Origin of the sequence: Blastopirellula marina, assembly GCF_002967765.1 — a bacterium.
GTDB lineage: Bacteria > Planctomycetota > Planctomycetia > Pirellulales > Pirellulaceae > Bremerella > Bremerella marina_A.
The window spans coordinates 21,136-41,272 of sequence record NZ_PUHY01000006.1 but is presented as its reverse complement, the minus strand read 5'-3'; the positions used below and the strand labels follow the sequence as shown (position 1 = coordinate 41,272).

The window sequence follows — 20,137 nt, the reverse complement described above, 5'->3', positions numbered from 1 at the left end:
CAAGTGTTGGCGAAAAGAGGGGGAAACTTCGCGGGAATTTGCCGATATTGTTGCGTGCTGGCGAAGCAACGCTAGCCGAGGGAAACCTGGGCGAAGCTCGCAATGGGTTCGTGCCCATGCCCTTCTTCTACTGGCTTGTTGCCAGGGCGAATGCTCAAGCGGGTGGCCATCCCGGCTTCGCGGGCGGCGTCCAGCTCAGCAGTTATATCGCTAATAAACAATATCTTTTCCGAGGCCTCGCCGATCGCGGAGGCAATCGTTACGTAACTCAGAACTTCCTTCTTCGGGCCAGTCGTTGTATCGAAGTGGCCCGAGAAATAATTCAGGAGATTGCCTACTTCACTATGTCCAAAGAAGAGTTTCTGCGCAGCGATGCTACCGGATGAATAGATGTAAACTCGCAGGCCAGCCGTGGTCCAAGCATCTAACGCCACCGGGACATCTTGGTAAACCTCGGCGACCAATTCTCCCCGCTCGAAGCCATCTTTCCAGATCATCCCTTGAAGCTGCTTCAGTCCTGTCGCTTTGATGTCGTTGGCCATCAGGCGACGAATCTCCGCCGCGACCCGTTCTCGGCGCGCTGATTCGACGGAGAGATCGGACGTCCAAGCCAAAAAAGTCTCGCTACCGGCGTCTTGAGCAATCTGATCAAGTACCGGAGCGAGCTCTGGCGAATTCCAGGCACACTCCAAGTACTTATCTAATTCGCGCAGGACAAAAGGAAACATCACGTCGTACACGAAGCTAACGCTTGACGTGGTTCCTTCGATGTCGAGAAGAATGCAGTTATATCGCGATGCCATTACAGTTTCACCACAGGATCGATGTCGTCGGCTTTCTGCAGGTAGTCAGGACCCCAGCAAAGTGGCGAATACTTGGTATGGACGCCTTCTTCCATGTAGTGTGGTGTCCAGCCGGATGGATCCTCGAACAATCGAATGCAGCGAATGTGACGGTCGCTACAGAGGTTGAACCAATGTTGCGTATCCCGCGGTACATTGATCAAATCGCCTGACTCGACGAGCACGGCAAAGACAGGGCCATTCTCAGGGTGAATATGAAAAACACCACGTCCTTCGACGGTAAAGCGAACTTCATCTTCGCTGTGCGTATGTTCTTTGTTGAACTTCTCGAGCATCGCGTCCAGGTTAGGCGTTTCGGGCGAGACGTTGATCACGTCGGCCGTAACGAAGCCTCCCTTTTCCTTCAAGCGATCGATCTCTGGCGCGTAAGCTTCTAAAATCTCTTCGTTGGTCGACTTCTCGCCGATACGACCAGCGACGTCCCACTTTTCGTACCAGATGCCGAACGGCTGGAGGAAGTCGCAAATCTCTTGGGTGTCGGTAATCGTGCGATTTTCGTCGGGAATGGAAATGCTGGCCATGTTACCGGGGACTCCATCGCCCTGAATGGGCGAGCTTGATGAACGGTGGACGTGTGCAGTTACGAAAAGGGAGAGATCGCTATGCGTTGTTGCACAGCTTTCCCTGTGCTGAAAGTTTACGGCCTAGGACCTCGAAGAGAAACTCATAAATCTCGATATGTCGGCGTGCTTCAGCCACATTTTCGCCCCACGTATAGAGTCCGTGGTTGCGAATCAAGAAGCCATGAATGGGAGGAAGGGATTCGTCGTGCAGACGCTTATCGACCTTCTCGGCAAGCTTTGGGATGTCTTGGGTGTTGTCGAAGATCGGTACCGATTCGACATGACGATGTGTTTTGACACCTGCCAAACCCTTGAGCATCTCGTAGTCTTCGATCTCGAAACCCCCTTCGGCGCTGAAGTGATCCGAGAGAAGCGTGCCCCATACTGAATGGGTATGAAGGACCGAGCCAACATCTTCCAGGCGTGCTAAAACCACGTGCAACAAGGTTTCCGCCGAAGAGCGAGGCTGATCAGTGGTTGGCTGATTGTCGGTATCGACTTGGACGCCGTCATAATTGCAGCGAACAAAGTCGTTTGGTTTCAAACGCCCTTTGTCCATGCCGCTGGCCGTGACGACCAACTGTAGCGGACTACGGTTAAGGACCGCGCTGTAGTTGCTGCTGGTACCTACCGACCATCCGCGTTGAAAGAAGTACTGACCAGTTTCCTGTAACTCGGCGATGGCACGTTCGGCCCCAGCCAATGCAGGGTGGGATGGGGAGGAAGTGACTTCGGTATCAGTAGTCATAAGGCTCGAAAGTATCTTCCGCGAGACCACAGCGACTTGGGGAACGCCATGATCATCGGCAAGCAGGGCGGGAAAAAGTGTGAGTTTAGCAAATCAGGGAAAGCGTTCAACGGAACAAGCCACCAGGGGGAGCTTAGCTGTGGATCCGAGCATTCTCGTCACCCGCTTCGATAATCGCTGCCTCGGCGGTGGCTAATTCCTCAAGGCGGGCCATAACGTCACTCTCCGGGGCGAAATGCTTCGCTAATCGAACGTAAACGGCGTGATGTCGCGCTTCGGACTCAAATAGGCTATCGTAGAAATCACGTAGTTCGGCGTCCGGCAGGTGCTTTCGTAGTAAGCCGAATCGCTCGCAGCTCCGGGCTTCAATCAGTCCAGCGATCAACAATCGGTCGACGGCCCGCTGCGGTTCCTGATTTCGGATCAGCTCGTGAAGTTGGTTGCCGTAGTTGCTTGGTTTCAAACGCTGAAACTTGATTCCGCGGTTCTTGAGCACGTCCAGCACCATGTGAAAATGCTCGAGTTCCTCGTTGACGATCGAAGTCATTTCTCGACAAAGCTCTTCATTTTCGACATAGGCGAAGAGGAGATTCAATGCGGTTCCTGCCGCCTTCTTCTCACAGTGTGCGTGATCGATCAAAACCAAGTCCGTATGTTTTTCGACTTGGTCGAGCCAGCGTTGGCCTGATTCGGACTTTAAATGCAGCATGAAATAATCTCTCGGAGTCGGTTTGATCCCGTCAATTTAGTGTGAATAACACGAAAGAACGAGGGGATACCGCGTCGACCGCGCGTGCAAAAGGCCCCACAGTCGCGATGAACTGCAAGGCCTTTAAATTGACTGACTGTAACTTCACACCGCAATTAGAAGCGGACGCCGAAGTTAAAACCGCGACCGTTGATCTGCAAACCGCTTCCGCCGTAGTAGTACGGATACGGGTTGTAGTAGCGGTAGCTCGGGCGATAGTAGCTACGACCGTAGTGCGAAGGTCCGTAATACGAACGGTAAACGTTTCCGTAACCATGATGGCCGTGGTAGTAATGAGCGTGGTGGCCATGATGACCACCGTGGTGGCCACCATGTGGTCCACCAGCTTCCGCACTCGAAGCGGCACCAAACATCAAACCAGTAGCAACAACAACGGCAAGAATTAACGACTTCATGACTCTACTCTCCTGAATGTGGTGGTATTTGAATGAGAGGCAGGAACAGGTTTGTTTGTGCCGTCTCTCCCGGGGTTATCTGCCTACGAAGTAACGCAGAACCGATGCCAAACTGGTTAGGAATTACGCAAGTTGTTTTGCTATAAGTGCTTGCATCATTTAGTTTGATTAGGGTGTTAGGAGAAGGGTGTTGTCTATTTGATAACTCTCATCTCATAAGTCGACAGAATGAGAACCACCTTGGTTTTTAACGGCCCGTTCTAGTTGCCGTTTTCTAGTAGCTGGTGAGCGGGGATTTGAGTTAAGAGCGGGCACTGGGGGCAGGAAGTCGTTTAGCCTACGAGAGGGGCATTGTGTCCGCTCTGAAATCACTTCTGAGCATTTGTATGTATGGCGTCAGGCGACCTACTCGGCTGAGGGGGAAAAATCGGTATATCTTTCCTAGTTGATACGATTCGCATAAAGCGCATAGGGTTCACTCTCCGATTCTATTTTCAGATTCCATTAGCTCAGTCGGGTGGGATCTAAATAAGGAAAGTGGTCTGGGGCAGGGAGGATCATTTTGTGACAGTCTTCGTCTTGAATGCCAGCCGAGATACGTATGACAAACACGGATGTCAGTATCATTGTCACGACGTTTGAGCGTCCTGGTCATCTGGCCAAGTGCCTGCGTTCTCTCGCGAACCAAGATTTCGAGCCTGCTTGTTGTGAAGTGGTCGTCGCCGACGATGGATCGCGCGGAGGCGAGACCGAGGCATGCGTCGCGGAATTCGCCCAGCGATGGACGGGATTATCGACCCGATTTCTCACACAAGTCAAAGAGGGATTCCGGCTCGCTACCTGCCGCAACAAAGCGGCCGCGATTGCTCGTGGTAAGGCGTTGATCTTTCTCGATGGCGACTGCATCGTCCCGCCCAACTTCGTACGGGTAATGCTAGACGAACTTCGCGCTAACGTGGTTGTCGCGGGTGATTGCTATCGCTTGACGCAAGAGGCGACGAAGCAGATCGATGCCAGCAAGGTCGATACCTGGGACCTCGAGAGTACAATTTCGAGAGAGGAATCGAAGCGACTTTCCCGTAAGGCACTGCGGGCCCGCATCTATTCGTTTCTTTCGATACCGATGCGACCTCGGCTTACCGGGTGTGCATTTGCCTGCTTTCGCGACGACTTGATCGGTATTAATGGATTCGACGAGAACTTTGTTGGCTGGGGCTTCGAGGATCGAGATATTCAGCGACGATTTTTGCTCAACGGAGTCCGTACTCGCACGGTGCTGCATCGAGTGAAGGCGGTGCATCTGTGGCATCCCTCAGATCCAACGTTCGCTCGCAATGGAGTTGGCACGGCGAATCGAACTTATTATCAAACCGCTCCGGTCAAGGCATTTTGTCAGCGCGGTGTGTCTCAGTATTTGGACGGATCGGTAGCCTTTCAAACATACGAGTCTGTGAATCCGGCGAAGCTGGCGACACGCGGAGAGGATCGGACGGCTAAATCTCCGTTCAATCGTGCCGTTGGTAACGGCGACTCGACTACGCCGGCTCCAGCATCGCTCTCGCTTTCGATCAGCTAGGGAGAACTTGTCGATGAAGATTCGATGTTTTAAGCACCGAGGGCCACTGACTCGAATCGAGCGTATCTGCTTACGATCTTTGGCGGTGCATCACGATGAAGTACAGCTCTTAAGCTACTTTCCAATCGACAATCTGCCAGACGGTGTGCGACTGGTGGATGCGAATGAGATTCTACCGATGTCGAACACGCTATTTCGCCGAAACTCGGGTGCCGGAATCGAGCCGATCATTCGTTGGAAAACCTTGCTCGAACATGGTGACTGCTTCGTATCGACCGATGTGCTTTGTCTCCGTCCATTTGACTTTGATCAGTCGATTGTCTTTGGGCGTAAGTCCGATATCGATGGCTACCGATGGGGGCATCAGGTGTTGATCATGCCGCCTGGGCATCCGTTGAGTCGATTCATGCTCAATCGATGCCTCCAGCCACACTTCCCGGTTGCTGGAGAGAAGCTTCGTCATCGTTGGAAGAAAGCATTTCGAAGGAACTTCACCAACAGCTTACGTCCGATCCGTTCGTGGATGATCGGTGGTGAAGGTGGTTTCCAGGTTGCTGTTCAAATACTAGAGATCGAACATCTGGCTCAGTCCATTCCTGTGTTCTTTCCCATTCACGAAGCGCGTTGGCGTAGTCCATACGACGAAACGTTTCGCGGGGACTGGCAAATGCTTGAATCGACCCGTGCCATTTACTTGAATTCTTTTGAGGCCGATCGAAATCATTTTGATTTTAATGCTCCGTTTCTCCCTGGTTCGCTAATGGACCATTACGAGCGGACTTACATGGGTGGTGGCGTACGGTTGGCAGCGTAATGGCGACAAGGTGAAAGTTCGCCTCACCAACTCGGCTCCGCAGGGAAGCGTGGTAATACGATGAGTGCAGTGCTAAGAATTCAAACGTTGTGGATTGGCGAGCGACTATCGCGGCTCGAGCGTCTTTGCCTGGCATCGTTTGTCCATCATGGGCATCCGGTCGACCTCTATACCTATGGCGAGATTTCCGGGGTACCGCCCGGGGTTTGTCTTAAAGATGCTAACGAGATCATTCCGCAGGATCAGGTCTTTACCTATTTCAATGGTTCGTTCGCTGGCTTTGCCGACTTGTTTCGGTGGAAACTGTTACTCGATCGGGGCGGTTGCTGGATCGATACCGATATGCTTTGCGTTCGCCCATTTGATTTCGACGAACCAATTGTGTTTGGCCGCGAGATTGACCTGGCCAAAAACATTCATTGGACGGCCGCCGTCGGAGTACTGATCTTCCCGCAACATCACGAAGTATGTGCTTACATGGTTGATCGGTGCCAACATCCGCATCGATTGGATTGGACCGACAACCCCAAACAAATGATGCAGAAGCTTTACCGCCGCCATGTTTCGGGTAATCCAGCCCCGGTCGGCTGGGGAAGTGCTGGGGGGCCGATTGGTTTCTGCCACGCTGTTCACAAGTTCCAACTCCAAAAGTACGAAGTTCCGTCCACGGTCTTCTACCCGGTATCCGGTGCACATTGGCGAAGTCCGTTCGATGCAACGTACGAACGGAACTACAAGCTCTTTAATGCCACACGCGGCATACATCTCTGGAACGAAATTTTGCGTCGTAGCGATTTCGATAAAGATGCCCCGTATGAACCTGGTTCGTTGATGGAACACTATCAACAGCTTTATCTGCCAGGCGAAGCGATGAGGGCAGTCGCATGAAATGGCCAACCTACCGCAAACTTGCCAAGCGAGCCGAGTCACTCGGCCTTAATCGACTCGTGCGGCTGATGGGGTCGTGGCGTGGCTTGCTTGTGCTAACCTACCATCGCGTGGGCGACGCGGAGTGTTGCGAGTTCGATCGCGGCGTGTACAGCACTGACGAAGCGTCGTTTGCTCAGCAAATGGAATTCATTCATCGTCACTTCGAGGTGGTCGGCATCGATGACGTGGTAAGACGCCCAGCCGATGATTGGAAGAAGCGACAAGCTGTAATGATCACGTTCGACGACGGCTATGTCGATAACTATGAGATTGCCTTTCCCATCCTTCAGCGACTTGGCATCTCTGCGTTATTCTTCGTGACCAGCGGTTTTATTGACCGGAGGTCGATTGCCTGGTGGGATGAAATTGCTTGGATGATGCGCAAACAGTATGCCGGATCGAGTCAGAACGAAATCGACGACGCGATCGTCCAAACGGTTGAAGGCTATTACGAGATCCCAGAAGCCGAATTCGAGGACTATTTGAACCGCGTCGGCGATGTTGCTCAGACGGGACGATTTGAAGGTGCGTCGCCCGTTTGGATGAATTGGGACATGCTGCGAGAGATGGCTGCCGCCGGGATGAGCTTCGGCGGCCATACTGTTTCACATCCGATTTTGACGAGAACACATAGTGGAAACTGGGAGCACGAATTGACTGAAGGACGTCGCCGCTTAGAGGAAGAACTGGACGTTGATGTCCAGGTCTTTAGCTATCCTGTAGGCAACCCCGATTGCTTTAGCGTTGATATTAAGCAGCAAACAGCGAAACACTATCGAGCAGCGTTCAGCTGTTACGGCGGGGTAAATCAAGGGAAGTCGGCTGGCAGTTGGGATCGATTCGATCTGCGACGCTGGCCTGTTTTCGGATCGATGAAGCAATTTCGCCTGACCACCACTTGGCCGCAATTTCTCAACTAAGGAGAAGGCGATCTCCCCATGCAAATTCAAACATTATGGATTGGCGAAAGTCTTTCGCGGCTGGAGCGACTTTGTCTTAGTTCGTTCCTATATCATCACCCAGATCAAGTCGATCTATACACCTATGCCCCCGTGGCCAATGTTCCGATCGGTATCCGCATTTGCGATGCGAACGAGATCGTTTCTCAGGAGCAAGTCTTCTCGTACTGCAAAGGATCGTATGCTGGTTTCGCCGACCTGTTTCGCTGGAAACTTCTTAATCAGCTAGGAGGTTACTGGATCGATACCGACATGCTGTGTATCCGACCGTTCGATTTCACGGAAGAGATTGTGTTCGGTAAAGAGACGGAAGCTTATGGGAAGACGTTTTGGAGTGCGGCGGTGGGCGTCCTGAAGTTTCCTTCCGGGCATGCGGTCACTGAGTACATGGTCGATCGTTGCTTGCATCCTAATCGTCCAGACAAACACGATCGTCCAAAGCATCGGATTCAGAAGTGGTATCGTCGTCACTTCGATAACTCGATTTCACCGGTTGTCTGGGGTGGGGCAGGGGGACCAAAAGGTTTTGCTTATGCGGTCGAAGAATTTAAACTGTACGAATTCATGCAAGATAACACGGTATTCTACCCCATTCATGGCACGCTGTGGCGAAGTCCGTTTGATTCCACGTATGAAGGGGACTACGAACTGTTCCAGAGAACCCGCGCTGTTCACCTTTGGAATGAAATGCTTCGCAGCAATGGGTTCGACAAAGACGAGCCCTATCGAAAAGGCTCACTGGCCGATCATTACGAACAAAAGTATGTAGTCCAGGAACATACTCGACCGAAGCTACGTATCTTTTGCGACGACGATGATGCTTGTCGATCTCCTTCGCTGCCAGTGAATCGCTTGGGAAAGGCGGCGTAGACGCTTCACTCTGCCAGGTAAACATCGTGAGCTGGCGGAAGTGTGATCGAAGGTTCGATCTCGATGTCGAGCAGTGCGATCAGACGCATTGTTCCAACGACAAAGCGGGCATCGAACATCCCTTTTCCGGCTAGAATCACGTGTCCCCATTTGGAATAGATGTTGCCTGCGAGCATCCCGTTGCCGAGCAGATCCTCCTGCACAAACACCATCGGCCGACGATCGTGACGACGTTGGTAGAACGCGAAGCCGTGAAAGGGACTACTGGTATCTTGAATGGGAGTGATCGTGCTACCGAGAAGGCCGATGTTGATTACGGTGCTCGGCACCAGGCCAACGACATCTGCCAATAGGCCACCCGCATCCGGACGGGTTTCTAGATCTAAGGAATCTGGGGCTCCGCTATTTGGGGAGTAACTCGCGTTGTTCGTGATATAGAACATCACCCCCTCGGCTTGAACTTCGCCAGCGATCATTGTCAGCGAGATCTGGGTGAGCGGATCTTTGTTGCGAATGATGTATACACCGGGCTCGAAATGAACTCGACCAGCAAGGATTGTGATCCATTCGTAAACGCCTGATTGTAACGTGACCGGCGGACCAATTAGGGGAACGCCGACAATCGTTCGCCCTCCATAAAAATCGGCTTTCACATTCGCGCCGTCCGCGCTAACCGTCGGCACTGGTAACGCGCGAAAAGGATCGGGAACCGGCCGACGATTGGCTTGCAGAACCACCTCCGCGCCGCCTCCGCCAACTTTTGAGTAGTTCGCCAATCGGTCGACACCACCCACAGTGCGGATATCGGTAGCACGCAGCTTCGAGAGGGGAAGGACTGGCATGCAGGCAATGCCCCAAGGTGCAGCAGAGCTCTCGCCGACTAGCTCGCCATGTTCGTCATAGCCACCCCAGTCAGTGTTTACCAACACAGCGCCGTCGACGGTGACATGACCAACGCCAAGTACCTCCAGCCCGCCCACCAATGCCGGGAGCGAAGGGATGATTGGTAGCACTGGCGTTAATGCGAAAGGTGGAGGATTCTCGTCGAGAACAATGATCGCGGATTCATCGGTGACCTGCTTGACGCCGGCCACGGCCCGCACGGTGATGCCCGTTTGATTGTTGCCCAACTGGTCAGAACCGAACGAGTTCTGTACAGTGCCGCGCAAAACGACTTCGACATGTTCGGATGAGCCTGCGAAAGGACCCGTAATCGGGGGCGAATATGTTTCGATGGTCGTCGTGGAATTGGCTGGGAGGTTCTTCGTGGCGAACTCGCGTGCGAGATTCTCCACGGTCGTCGACGACGAGCCGAGGTAGATCTCATCCGCACCTGAAAGGGCTGCAGTATCGGCGATCTGTTGTGCATCACGAAAGTGATGGGTCACGTTACTTCCATCCAGCACTAGGAGAAGAAACGTGAACAACGTCGGCAACATGATCGCCATCAGAACAAGGACTTTGCCTTGCCTTCGAGTGGAAGAATGGATTGTGTTCATGTGATTGCTCCCGACTTGAGCAAGATGGTTACTCGACACGTTCGACGGCTTGACTGGATAGGGGTATTGAATTCATGCCCCACAAATTTCCAAGCAGCAATGGTTGATCGCAACTTAGCATCACGGTCAGTTCTGAGTTGGTAGTCGCCATATCGTTTTGCCAAGTCATCACGACTTGAATCCGACTCGGATCGAACAGGTATGTTGCCGGTCCAATCTCAGCAAGTAGTTCAGGTGATTGATCAAGTGTGGTTTCAATCGAGGTCGGTCCCCAGGTATCCATGTGCGAATCTTCGCCCCGAAGTGCCGCAGCACGCGCTAGGCGGTCTCGTCTAACATGTTCTGACGTAACGCAGTCATTCCGAACTCGAAGATGCCGAACAAGATCACAAATAGGATCATCAGCACCATGCTGGTTTCGATCAGCGAGGAACCGTGACGTTCGATCGGTTGAGTTCGTTTAACAGTCATCGATATTGGCGAATCTGTAAGTTGCGGTGAACTTCAAAGTTTCCTGGCATTAAACGCAACGGATTGTCCACGATCAGGTCGAGTTGCAGTTCGATTTCAACGCGTTCATTGTTTGACGTCACGTTGACATTAAGCGAGAGGTTTTCCGCATCGAATTGAGCAAGCTGCGATAATTCGTCGACCGCTTGTGATGTGACGTCTGCTTTCCAGGCGTCAACTTCATCGTCGCGAACACGAGTTGTGCTGGCATAACGGATTGCTCGCCAAGCGGCTTGATCGGCGACTGATCGAATGTGATAACCTTGGGCTAACTGAACGCAGAACATTGTGAGGAGAAACAGAAGCGGCAAGCAAATCGCCAACTCGGTAGCGGCGATGCCTCGCGTTCGCAGTATGCGAGCTTTCATGGTTTCAGCTCCTGCGTGGTGTCCTTTTGCGAAACGTCTTGAAACGACTTCTGCATTTGCAGAGCAGCCGGACCAGCCAGGGCCACAAAAATCGTCGGGAAGATAAAGAGCAACGTTGGAATCAAGATTTTTACCGAGGCTTGCTGAGCGAGTTCTTCTGCGCGTTGTTCTCTCTGGAAACGCAGCATGTCCGACAGTTCACGCAAGGCAGAACCCATTTCTGAGCCAAAGCGTTGCGATTGTTCGATAAAGGTGGCTAGGGCCTTGGCTTCTTCGACTCCTGTGCGGTCACTCATCCGGGAAAACCCCTGCCCCAGGGTTTGTCCCAGATGAATGTCCCGCATCACGAAGTCAAGCTCCATGGATAGGGGGCCATGTGTCTGTCGCATTTCTCGGTGCACTTGCGAAACCGCTTCGCCAATCCCCATCCCTCCTTCTACGCAAGTGAGCGTTAGATCGAAAAAGTCAGGAAGAGCCTGGCGAAAGTACCTTTGTCGACTCCGCGTGATGCTGTTCAGCACGAAGTCAGGAACGACCATGCCAACAAAACCTAACAGGGCACCGACCATCAGGGTCCAATGCGAAGGCCACGGCAGTGCCCAACTAAATGAAGCACAAATAATAATTGGGGCGACCATCATGCCAATTTTGCAAAACATGAAGTAACCCAGCGACGCGGGCCAATAGTAGCCAGCGCGGATCAATCGGTTGGTGAGACGCGTACGCCGGGTCTCGTCGTCCGGAAGAAGACGCTGCATCAAATCTTTTGCGGTGTTGCTCACGGCAAGTTGACTTAATAGCGACTTGGCGATCGAAGGTGAGTCTCTCTCTTCAGAGCCAATAAGCCCCTCGACACGAGTTAAAGCCTTGTCAGGAACAGAAACCATCAACGAGAATGTTACCATCACCAGGCAAAACACGCAGGCAAACACGGAGACGGCGATCATCCAGGTGGTTAGGTCTTGCGTAATCATGGGTGGGGGCCCCTGCCAGTAAATGGCAACTCTAAAATGAGAAGTTGACGATCCGATAAATACAGAACGCACCAATGATCTGTGACACGGCACATGCGGCTAGGATGTCGTGACGCTCCAACAGAATCCCCACATACTGCGGTGCAATCAGGGTCATCACGAATAAGACAAGCGTTGGCATCGCAATCAACACGGTGGCTTGCATTCGCCCTTCGCCGGTGAGCGACTTGATGCGGCGTTTCATTTTCACACGCTTTTGCACTAAGACCGAAAGCTGTTGAAGCAGTTCCGCCAGATTGCCACCGGCACGCTTATGGACAATCATCGCGATCGTGAAGATTCGCAATTCCATCACGTTCACGCGGCGAGCCATGTCGCGCAATGCCACTTCAATCGGAACGCCTAGATGTTGCTGCTCGTAGAAGTAGTTGAACTCTTCAGATAGCGGTTTGGGAAAGTCATTCACCACCATTTGCACGGCGGAAGGAAGAGCTTGACCTGCCTTTAAAGCACGGCTCATCGCCGAGAATGCCGCCGGTAGTTGCGCGGATATCTGTTCACTTCGTGCATTATGTCTCGAATAAACAATGCACGCGGGGATGAACAGCGTGATCGGTGTACCAATCGCGAAGATCCACTTGGGGCCAAAGAAACAAAGAAAGAACGCTCCAAACATCACGGATGTAATCAATGATATCGCACAGAACTGCCACAAGTTGAGCCCGGTTGCGGCTTGATCTAACCAGGTTTGGATCCGGTCTTGTGTAACGCGCAGGATCGGCTTCTTGCCTCCATGCATTGGCCGCATCATGTCTTTGATGATGGGCGAATTCTCTTGATGCGACTCAACATGCTTGCGCATTGCTTCGTCCATCCGTTCGCTCACCCGCGATCGCACCCGAAAGAAGGTGTCGTACGCCAGCCAAACGATCGCCACCACGCCGACCGTCACGCCGAGAAAGGTATTAATCAAGATGAACGTTTGTGACATCGCTAGTTTGCCCCAGTTTATATACGCCGCAAGGAGAATTCGATCCGAATGTCGCGTTAATGTCGGTTGTTCATTTTTCTGGCCAGTTCGGCCGGGATATCGCTTCGCTCGAATTTGGCGGAGTTTCCGTCCTCGCTCGAGCGGCAAACAAAGATTGGCTGCGTTACAATGTTGTCGCCATCTTTAACGATATAGCCGATCTGTGTTACTTCGCGTTTGCCGCTGTTAAGTCGTTGGATGTGAACGACTAAGTCGATCGAACAAGCGATTTGCTTGCGGATGTACCACATCGGCAAATTGCCTTGCGCCAGTCCGACTAGCATTTCCAAACGGCTAATCGCGTCTTCCGCGCTATTCGCATGAATGGTAGTTAGGCTGCCATCGTGACCGGTGTTCATGGCCTGTAGCATGTCGAACACTTCCTCTCCCCGACATTCCCCGACGATGATTCGATCGGGTCGCATACGCAGGGCGTTACGAATAAGGTCACGGGTCGACAGACGTCCTTTTCCTTCGGAGTTCTCGCATCGTGTTTCCATCCGCGCGATGTGCGGTTGCCGAAGTTGAAGTTCGGCCGCATCTTCGATCGTGACGATACGCTCCTTCGGCGAGATGAAGCCGGAGAGCAGATTGAGTAGAGTCGTCTTTCCGCTGCCTGTTCCGCCAGCGATCACCATGTTCAGTCGGGTTTGAACGGCCGCTTGCAGAAAGGCCATCATTTCTTCCGACATGCCTCCGCCGGCTACGAACTGTTGTGGTGTGATTGAGTGCGAGGTAAAGCGACGAATCGAAACGAGCGATCCATCGAGTGCGATTGGAGAGATAACCGCATGAAACCGACTTCCATCGGGCAAGCGCGCATCGACGGTGGGGGAAGACTCGTCAATCCGTCGACCGACACGACCGGCGATTCGCTGAATGATCCGGACGAGCTGATCGTCATCGCTGAACTGAACTCTGGTTTCTTCAATTTGTCCGTTTCGCTCGACATAAACATGTCGTGGACCGTTTACCAAGATGTCTGATACCGTGGCATCGCGAAGTAAAGGTTCCAGCGGGCCAAAGCCGACCATTTCATCGACTAACTCTTGGGCGAGTCGATCCTTCTCGCGATAGCGAGCCAGATCGGGATGGGCCATGAACAACGTATCGATCGCTGCACGGAGTTCACGGCGAACGACCTTTTCGTCCAATTGAAGCATTGCCCGGACGTCGACCATTTCGATCAGCAGGCGGTGAAACTTCTCTTTGATCGTCTTGTCTTCGTGACCTCGAGGCGGCAGTTCGGTGCTGCGACCGAGCGTTTCAGAAGGCACTTGCTGGAACATTGGCTGCCTCCGGTTTAGTCGTGGTGAGTAGTAACTCGGTGAGCTTGCTAATGGCCTGGCTGAACTTGGAGCGAGGAAACTCTAAGACTGCTGGCTCGCCCATATTAATTCCGTTGAGTACACTGGCCGGCTCATGAGGAATTACAGCGCTGATCTGGCGTTTGAGAACCGATTCGACTTTATTTTCCGGAATGCTCGTTCCCTTGATGTAGTTGTTGGCAACCACGTACAGGTTGGACATCTCCTTTTTCTCGAAACGCTCGATCAGGCGTTTTGTACGAAGCACACAAGGAAAATCGAGCCTCATCACAATCACGACGAGGTCCGAGCATGCGATGGCCGCTTGTTGTTCGGCGTGATAGGCATCTTCAAGATCGAGCACGACAAATTCATGTTGTTGCGCCAGTAACGAAACCAACGCTTTCATCGACTTCGCTGGCACGATACCGTGGCTGCCTAGGTAGGCTGGTCCTGCAACCACCTTGAGACCTGACTTGTGTTGCTCCAGCAACGTGTTTACCAACACAGTGTGAATCTCGTCGGCGTGTTGAGGACAATCCGCGATGGTTTGCTTGGCGGATAAACCTAGTTGCTCGGCTGCATCACCGCCGCTCATCTTCAGGTCGGCAAGTACCGTCGAGCGTTGTTTCGTCTTAGCAAGATGAACCGCCAGATTGCTTGCGATCGCGGTTTGGCCAGCACCACCAACCGCAGAGACGATACTGATCACTTGACCGCTGCGCCGTGTCGACTTCTCGGAATCAAATAACCGACATAACGACTCGTCGAGCTCGAAGATGAAGTCGCCTGACATCTCGATGAAGTCAGCCGCACCAGATCGCATGATCTGTACGACTTCTGAAACAGAGCGAGCGACACCCAAGACCAGAATCGGTTTACCAAGTAAGATCTGCAGCCCACAGATCATTGACCTGGTTTCGTTGAAGTCTTCCGAAGCAAAGAGCAGCACAAGATCGGGCTTCGACTTTTGCTGCTCGAAAAAAGCATGGACCGACTGGGAGTTGTCGTCGACACGATCAATCACCGTTACGCCACGCTGTTCCAATACAGGGGCGAGAGTATCCGTGACCGCGCTTGGTCCGACGATGACCGCTTTCATAGCGTTCTATCTCTCGACATTATGTGGTTCTGCCCAAACGATCGGACGCAAGCTTTGCGCCATCGATAACCGACGGAAGCTTGTGGTGTACCGCAGTGTCGGGCAAATTTAGCCCCATCTTTTCCAACCAAATCCCTAGCTTTATCCGACGCGTTTTCCGCCTTTGCAGGTTGTGGGGGGGATTGTTCCCCTGGATAAAAGGGATGGAAAATGTAGGTTTTTAGGCCTTATTGACCGCTATGTAATGCTGATAAATATCACCTAAAGGGCGATTTCCCCACTATTAGCTGATGGGGTAAAGCAGAAGATAATTCAGGCGAGCAAGACGGTTTGACCGAACGCCAGTGAAGCATGTATCTGGCAATGGGATCGAAACCCACGAGAAAAGACGTCTGGCGACAGAGAAGCGGAGGAACCCTGTGGCAAATCGACAGTTGCCCAAGATCAGCGCATAAAAAAAGGCAGTCACTGAAGTCACAGCAACTGCCATTTTCGCTTTTAAAAGCGAGGCCGACGGGGATCGAACCCGCAACCACCGGATCGACAGTCCGGTACTCTAACCAATTGAGCTACGGCCCCAGGCCCCAACTGCTTCGGTGAGCGTCGCGCGATAGGCTATATCGAAAGCAGTCATGCACTGAATCTATGCCCTCTGAACGTGGAATTGAAAAGATACCTATCTCAGCCGCCACTTGGTTAATCCTTGTGGACAAGTGACTCTGAGATCGCTCTCTTCGGCACGATTATCTATACTCTTGAGCCGTACTATCTTAGAATTCTGAAAATCCGGAGTTGTCTGATATCACAACATGTATGTCTGAACATCTACTGAGCTACCCCTTCGGCATGGACCGACTCTCCCTCTTTAAGCACTTTTAAAACCCAATACTGAGAAGCGAATGTCACATCGTCGACCCACCGCCATTGACTTGTTTTGTGGTGTTGGAGGAATGTCACTTGGTTTTGAACAGGCGGGATTCGACGTCTTAGCGGCATTTGATAGCGAGCTCTTCAATATACGAACACATGCCTTGAATTTTCCTGACGTTCGAGCACGAGTTGCTGATCTTTCAAGAGGTACAGCACGAGAGCTTCGCAGCATTTCTAAACTTGGACGGAGGAAAATCGATGTCGTTTTTGGTGGACCTCCATGTCAAGGGTTTTCGGTTGGGGGGCGACACGATGTTAACGATGAGCGAAATCAGTTGATTTTCGATTTTGCCCGTTTGGTCTCCGAGTTCCGCCCAAATTACTTCGTGATGGAGAATGTCAAAGGGTTGATGCATGCAAGGTCTCGACCAACTCTTGATAAATTTCTTTCAAAGATTCGACGTTCCGGATATGAAATAGTCGAACCAATTAGGGTGCTTAATGCTGCTGACTTTGGCGTACCCCAGAGACGTCTAAGAACGATTATCTTGGGATTTATGAAGGGAGTAGACGAGCCGGAGTATCCAATGCCCAACGAATTCGCAAAGCAAACTGGGCAAGGAACATGGCCAGTAGTCCGAGATGCAATTGCAGATCTTCGTGGCATCGACGAAGACGACACGCTTTTCGAGAATGACATCTACGAATCCGAATTGCCAAAGGCGACAAGTGAATACGCCCGTATCATGAGAGGTGAGTTGTCATGTGAGTATGACCGCTCAAACAGAACGTCCGTAGTTCATCGTCGCCTAACGGGATGTCTTCGCACTCGGCACTCTGTAAATGTAGTTGATCGGTTCAGAGCCACCTTGCCCGGTGAGTCTGAACCGGTAAGTCGCTATATTCGACTCGCGTGGGATGAAGTCGCGCCCACGTTACGCGCTGGAACCGGTAAGGATCGAGGTAGTCACACTGCACCGCGTCCTATTCATCCTTTAAGCCCGCGTTGTATCACTTCACGTGAGGCCGCTCGACTGCACTCCTTTCCGGATTGGTTTCAATTTCACGGGACGCGTTGGCACGACTTCCGGCAGATTGGGAATTCAGTGCCGCCGCTACTTGCACGGGCCGTTGCGTCTAAGATCGCCCAAACCGCATCACGTTAAAGGATACCCGACATGGCGGACGCCAATAAAAGAATCAATGCTGGACCAACCAAAAGGTTCTTCGTTGAGATGTTGACCCGTGACATCGCATTGGTCGACGCGATCCTAGACCTATTGGACAATTGCGTTGATGGCGTGATACGTGATCTAAAAAGAAAAGGTATTGATCCGCTAGATTCCCAAAAACCGTACGAAGGATACAAAGCCAATATCACGGCAAACCAGAGTAAGTTTGAAATTACGGATAATTGTGGTGGGATCCCTGAAATAATCGCCGAGAAAAGTGCGTTTATGCTCGGACGCCCTGATCTCCAGAGGGATTCTGAACTTCAGACCGTCGGCATGTATGGGATCGGGATGAAGCGTGCAATGTTCAAGATGGGAAAGCACAGCGTAGTTATCTCCGATCCTGTAGATGAGAGTCCTTACAAAGTAGAAATCCCGCCTGAATGGCTTGATGACGATTATCCGAACGAGGCCCCCGATCCGATCAAAGAATACGATCCATGGAAGCTAGTATTACGACAGATTCGCAAGGGTCTCAAAGAACACGGTACTCAGATAACAGTAAAAAAACTGAATGAGGGCGTGGCAAGGCAGTTTAAGGTTGGTTCGACGTTTCTCGACGATTTGGCTTCCGAAATCTCTAAACACTACGCCATTATTATAGATAAGGGCTTTCAGGTTACATTGAATGGGATTCTTATTGAGCCAGCCCCATTGACGCTCCTCGTGCCCAATGAGATCGGCGCTGAAGATGCTCCTAAGATTGAACCATATATTTTCATGGGCACTATTGAAGGCGTCTCTGTTGAACTGGCCGTTGGGTTTTATAGGCCGCTTGTCACTGAAGATGAACTAGATGACGAAGCAAAGGTGAAAAAGTCAAGAGAGTACGCTGGATGGACGGTAGTCTGCAATGATCGCGTCGTTCTATATAATGACAAAACTTATAGGACAGGATGGGATACGAAGGGTGTTACTCCGGGGTATCATAATCAATTCATATCAATATCGGGTGTTGTGTTTTTTAAAAGTAACGACTCGATGAAGTTGCCGTTGAATACGACGAAACGCGGGTTGGATATGGACTCTTCTATTTACCATGTTGTGATCGAATACATGCGTGAAGGCCTGAAAAAGTTTACCTCGTTTACGAACGCGTGGAAGCGTCATGAGGAAGAGACATCGAAAGAGTTTCGAACGCTCTCGTCACGACGAATTACAGATGTCTCCTCCAAACTTAAGGCCGGCTCGCTCAAGAAAATACCACGGATCAAGTCACCCGTTGGGTCTGCGCAGCGGTATTCACCTGAACTGCCTCGCCCAATAACGCGTGACAGGCAACTCAGAATTTGTTTTGAAGCGGACCGTTTGGACATCGAAACGGTTGCCGAATTCTTGTTTCAGGATTCAACATTTGAACGTGCTAGAGTCGGAGAACGTTGTTTCAAGCTTTGTTTAGAGAAAGCAGAGGCGGCACAAAAATGAGCGGTCATGATGTCCCGTATCAGCTCAGAACAAACAAATACGTGGAGCGTCAGTTGTTTTTAGACGTGCTCGACTTTGTCCGCATTTGGAACGGGCCTTCACATTATGTTTATGCTTCAATGGGTGGTCGTTTCCTTGAAGACTTCAAGCAGATAAATCATCGTTTCGCGATAGAGCGAATGATTTCAATTGAATTGGATTCGACAACATGTGATCGGCAGAAATACAATCGGCTTGGGTTTATCGAATGCCTCAACAAACACAGCACGGAATTCGTTAATGATCTCGATCAGCTTGTGGGAGAGTACGAAGAGCATCGCTTTATAGTTTGGCTTGATTTTGCGTTGGCGAATAAACGGGGGGAACAGCTAGACGACTTCCGAAACTTGGTCTCCAAGCTTTCCAGTGGAGATGTTGTTAAGATTACGCTAAATGCGAACCCACAGTCATTTCGACGGCCAACGGATCCTCTAACCGTTAAAGACTTTGATAAATACTTAAAGGATCCCGACTCACCAACACACAGTAGCTTTGAGTCCTACGTAAGGTCGGTTTTGGGTACAGCTGAAGAGGAAGGTACAGAGGCAGCTCTCTCTCGTGTATTAAGACTTTCGGAGGAAGAGTATCAGGCCGTTTGCCTAGGTGAGCTAAAAAAACAGCTGGACGAGAACTGGCCAGCGAACGGAGCAACATCTGAAATTCTTAATCCCACTGATTTTGCTAAATTTCTCGGTGAGTCCATAGGACGAGCAGCTTCACGCGGCAACGCGAGTAATGACTTGGAACTGATTCCTTTGGCCCTGTTTCGATATCGCGACGGCGACCATCAAATGATGACCGCGACTGGAATTATTGCCGACGCAGCCTTGAGGCAAACGATTTCACAGGACGAGTCATTCGCGGAATGGCCTTTGCGTTCAAATGACTGGGGAACAGTGACTGAGATTACTGTCCCGGATCTTTCTGCGAAAGAAAGGCACCATATAGATGGCATGATCTCTGCCGATAATACCCCAAGCGTGATTCATGGAGAACTTCCCTTTCGGCTTGACAGAAATGACCAAAAGTCACTTAGACTTCTTGAAAAATATGTCATTCATTATAGACGTTATCCCGCATTCGGTCGGGTCTACACTTAACCCGAGTTGATTTCAGAGAAGTTTGTAGTAAGGGTTCGCAAGTTGCGAACCCTAGATTATCTCAGATGTCCCCTCTTGAATTGTATTGTCAGATTTATCTTTTCGCCGAGTTTCATGGATCAATACAGAGATCTTGCAGATTATCGGTTGATTCGCGGCTGTATCTACTGCGGTGCACGGGCAGGCACTCGTGA

General features: G+C 51.4%; 21 protein-coding genes and 1 tRNA gene. 8 read left to right on the top strand and 14 right to left on the bottom strand.

Features of this window, described 5'->3' with window-relative positions:
* Positions 1-71: 71 nt before the first annotated feature.
* From mtnC to C5Y83_RS08115, 5 genes are all read right to left on the bottom strand, one after another.
* Complete coding sequence (mtnC, locus tag C5Y83_RS08135) at positions 72-803, bottom strand: acireductone synthase (protein WP_105329187.1); 732 nt, start codon at positions 801-803, stop codon at positions 72-74.
* Positions 803-1,384 (bottom strand): 1,2-dihydroxy-3-keto-5-methylthiopentene dioxygenase, encoded by a 582-nt coding sequence (locus tag C5Y83_RS08130; protein ID WP_105329186.1) that lies wholly within the window; start codon positions 1,382-1,384, stop codon positions 803-805. Before C5Y83_RS08130 ends, mtnC begins: the two co-directional genes overlap by 1 nt.
* Before the next feature lie 79 nt (positions 1,385-1,463).
* Positions 1,464-2,174, bottom strand: coding sequence for a methylthioribulose 1-phosphate dehydratase (gene mtnB / locus C5Y83_RS08125; RefSeq protein WP_105329185.1), 711 nt, complete (start codon positions 2,172-2,174; stop codon positions 1,464-1,466).
* 133 nt (positions 2,175-2,307) lie between these two features.
* Complete coding sequence (locus C5Y83_RS08120; protein ID WP_105329184.1) at positions 2,308-2,883, bottom strand: tRNA-(ms[2]io[6]A)-hydroxylase; 576 nt, start codon at positions 2,881-2,883, stop codon at positions 2,308-2,310.
* A gap of 155 nt (positions 2,884-3,038) precedes the next feature.
* The gene (locus C5Y83_RS08115; protein ID WP_105329183.1) at positions 3,039-3,338 is read right to left on the bottom strand and encodes a hypothetical protein; all 300 of its coding nucleotides are present in this window, start codon (positions 3,336-3,338) and stop codon (positions 3,039-3,041) included.
* A gap of 601 nt (positions 3,339-3,939) precedes the next feature.
* Here C5Y83_RS08115 and C5Y83_RS08110 point away from each other — a divergent pair.
* The 5 genes from C5Y83_RS08110 to C5Y83_RS08090 are packed head-to-tail and all read left to right on the top strand — an operon-like array spanning position 3,940 to position 8,487.
* Complete coding sequence (locus C5Y83_RS08110) at positions 3,940-4,914, top strand: glycosyltransferase (protein WP_158262285.1); 975 nt, start codon at positions 3,940-3,942, stop codon at positions 4,912-4,914.
* Between the two features lie 13 nt (positions 4,915-4,927).
* On the top strand, positions 4,928-5,728 hold the full coding sequence (locus tag C5Y83_RS08105) for a hypothetical protein (protein WP_105329181.1): 801 nt from the start codon (positions 4,928-4,930) through the stop codon (positions 5,726-5,728).
* 60 nt (positions 5,729-5,788) lie between these two features.
* Positions 5,789-6,616: a hypothetical protein gene (locus C5Y83_RS08100; RefSeq protein ID WP_105329180.1), complete on the top strand. Its 828-nt coding sequence runs from the start codon at positions 5,789-5,791 to the stop codon at positions 6,614-6,616.
* A complete protein-coding gene (locus C5Y83_RS08095; protein WP_105329179.1) occupies positions 6,613-7,578 on the top strand; it encodes a polysaccharide deacetylase family protein in 966 nt (321 codons plus the stop codon). The genes C5Y83_RS08100 and C5Y83_RS08095 overlap by 4 nt, the downstream gene beginning before the upstream one ends.
* A gap of 18 nt (positions 7,579-7,596) precedes the next feature.
* On the top strand, positions 7,597-8,487 hold the full coding sequence (locus C5Y83_RS08090; protein WP_105329178.1) for a glycosyltransferase: 891 nt from the start codon (positions 7,597-7,599) through the stop codon (positions 8,485-8,487).
* A 5-nt stretch (positions 8,488-8,492) separates the two neighbouring features.
* Here the strand turns inward: C5Y83_RS08090 and C5Y83_RS08085 are convergent, their stop codons facing one another.
* From C5Y83_RS08085 to C5Y83_RS08045, 9 genes are all read right to left on the bottom strand, one after another.
* Positions 8,493-9,986, bottom strand: coding sequence for a pilus assembly protein TadG-related protein (locus tag C5Y83_RS08085; protein WP_105329177.1), 1,494 nt, complete (start codon positions 9,984-9,986; stop codon positions 8,493-8,495).
* A 28-nt stretch (positions 9,987-10,014) separates the two neighbouring features.
* Positions 10,015-10,269 (bottom strand): hypothetical protein, encoded by a 255-nt coding sequence (locus C5Y83_RS08080; RefSeq protein WP_105329176.1) that lies wholly within the window; start codon positions 10,267-10,269, stop codon positions 10,015-10,017.
* 35 nt (positions 10,270-10,304) lie between these two features.
* Entirely contained in the window at positions 10,305-10,457 is a 153-nt protein-coding gene (locus tag C5Y83_RS08075) for a TadE/TadG family type IV pilus assembly protein (RefSeq protein WP_105329175.1), read from the bottom strand.
* Positions 10,454-10,864 (bottom strand): TadE/TadG family type IV pilus assembly protein, encoded by a 411-nt coding sequence (locus C5Y83_RS08070; RefSeq protein WP_105329174.1) that lies wholly within the window; start codon positions 10,862-10,864, stop codon positions 10,454-10,456. The genes C5Y83_RS08075 and C5Y83_RS08070 overlap by 4 nt, the downstream gene beginning before the upstream one ends.
* Positions 10,861-11,838: a type II secretion system F family protein gene (locus C5Y83_RS08065; protein ID WP_105329173.1), complete on the bottom strand. Its 978-nt coding sequence runs from the start codon at positions 11,836-11,838 to the stop codon at positions 10,861-10,863. Before C5Y83_RS08065 ends, C5Y83_RS08070 begins: the two co-directional genes overlap by 4 nt.
* Positions 11,839-11,869: 31 nt before the next feature.
* Positions 11,870-12,829 (bottom strand): type II secretion system F family protein, encoded by a 960-nt coding sequence (locus tag C5Y83_RS08060; protein ID WP_105329172.1) that lies wholly within the window; start codon positions 12,827-12,829, stop codon positions 11,870-11,872.
* Between the two features lie 56 nt (positions 12,830-12,885).
* On the bottom strand, positions 12,886-14,157 hold the full coding sequence (locus C5Y83_RS08055; protein WP_105329171.1) for a CpaF family protein: 1,272 nt from the start codon (positions 14,155-14,157) through the stop codon (positions 12,886-12,888).
* The gene (locus tag C5Y83_RS08050; protein WP_105329170.1) at positions 14,135-15,277 is read right to left on the bottom strand and encodes a CpaE family protein; all 1,143 of its coding nucleotides are present in this window, start codon (positions 15,275-15,277) and stop codon (positions 14,135-14,137) included. The genes C5Y83_RS08055 and C5Y83_RS08050 overlap by 23 nt, the downstream gene beginning before the upstream one ends.
* A 505-nt stretch (positions 15,278-15,782) precedes the next feature.
* Positions 15,783-15,856 (bottom strand) — tRNA-Asp (locus C5Y83_RS08045).
* Between the two features lie 320 nt (positions 15,857-16,176).
* On the opposite strand from C5Y83_RS08045, the gene C5Y83_RS30150 reads away from it, so the two are divergent.
* From C5Y83_RS30150 to C5Y83_RS08030, 3 genes are read left to right on the top strand one after another with little or no spacing between them, the layout of a single operon-like run.
* On the top strand, positions 16,177-17,313 hold the full coding sequence (locus C5Y83_RS30150) for a DNA cytosine methyltransferase (protein WP_105329169.1): 1,137 nt from the start codon (positions 16,177-16,179) through the stop codon (positions 17,311-17,313).
* 12 nt (positions 17,314-17,325) lie between these two features.
* Positions 17,326-18,804 (top strand): ATP-binding protein, encoded by a 1,479-nt coding sequence (locus C5Y83_RS08035; RefSeq protein ID WP_105329168.1) that lies wholly within the window; start codon positions 17,326-17,328, stop codon positions 18,802-18,804.
* Positions 18,801-19,943, top strand: coding sequence for an O-methyltransferase (locus tag C5Y83_RS08030; RefSeq protein ID WP_105329167.1), 1,143 nt, complete (start codon positions 18,801-18,803; stop codon positions 19,941-19,943). The genes C5Y83_RS08035 and C5Y83_RS08030 overlap by 4 nt, the downstream gene beginning before the upstream one ends.
* The last annotated feature ends 194 nt before the right edge of the window (positions 19,944-20,137 follow it).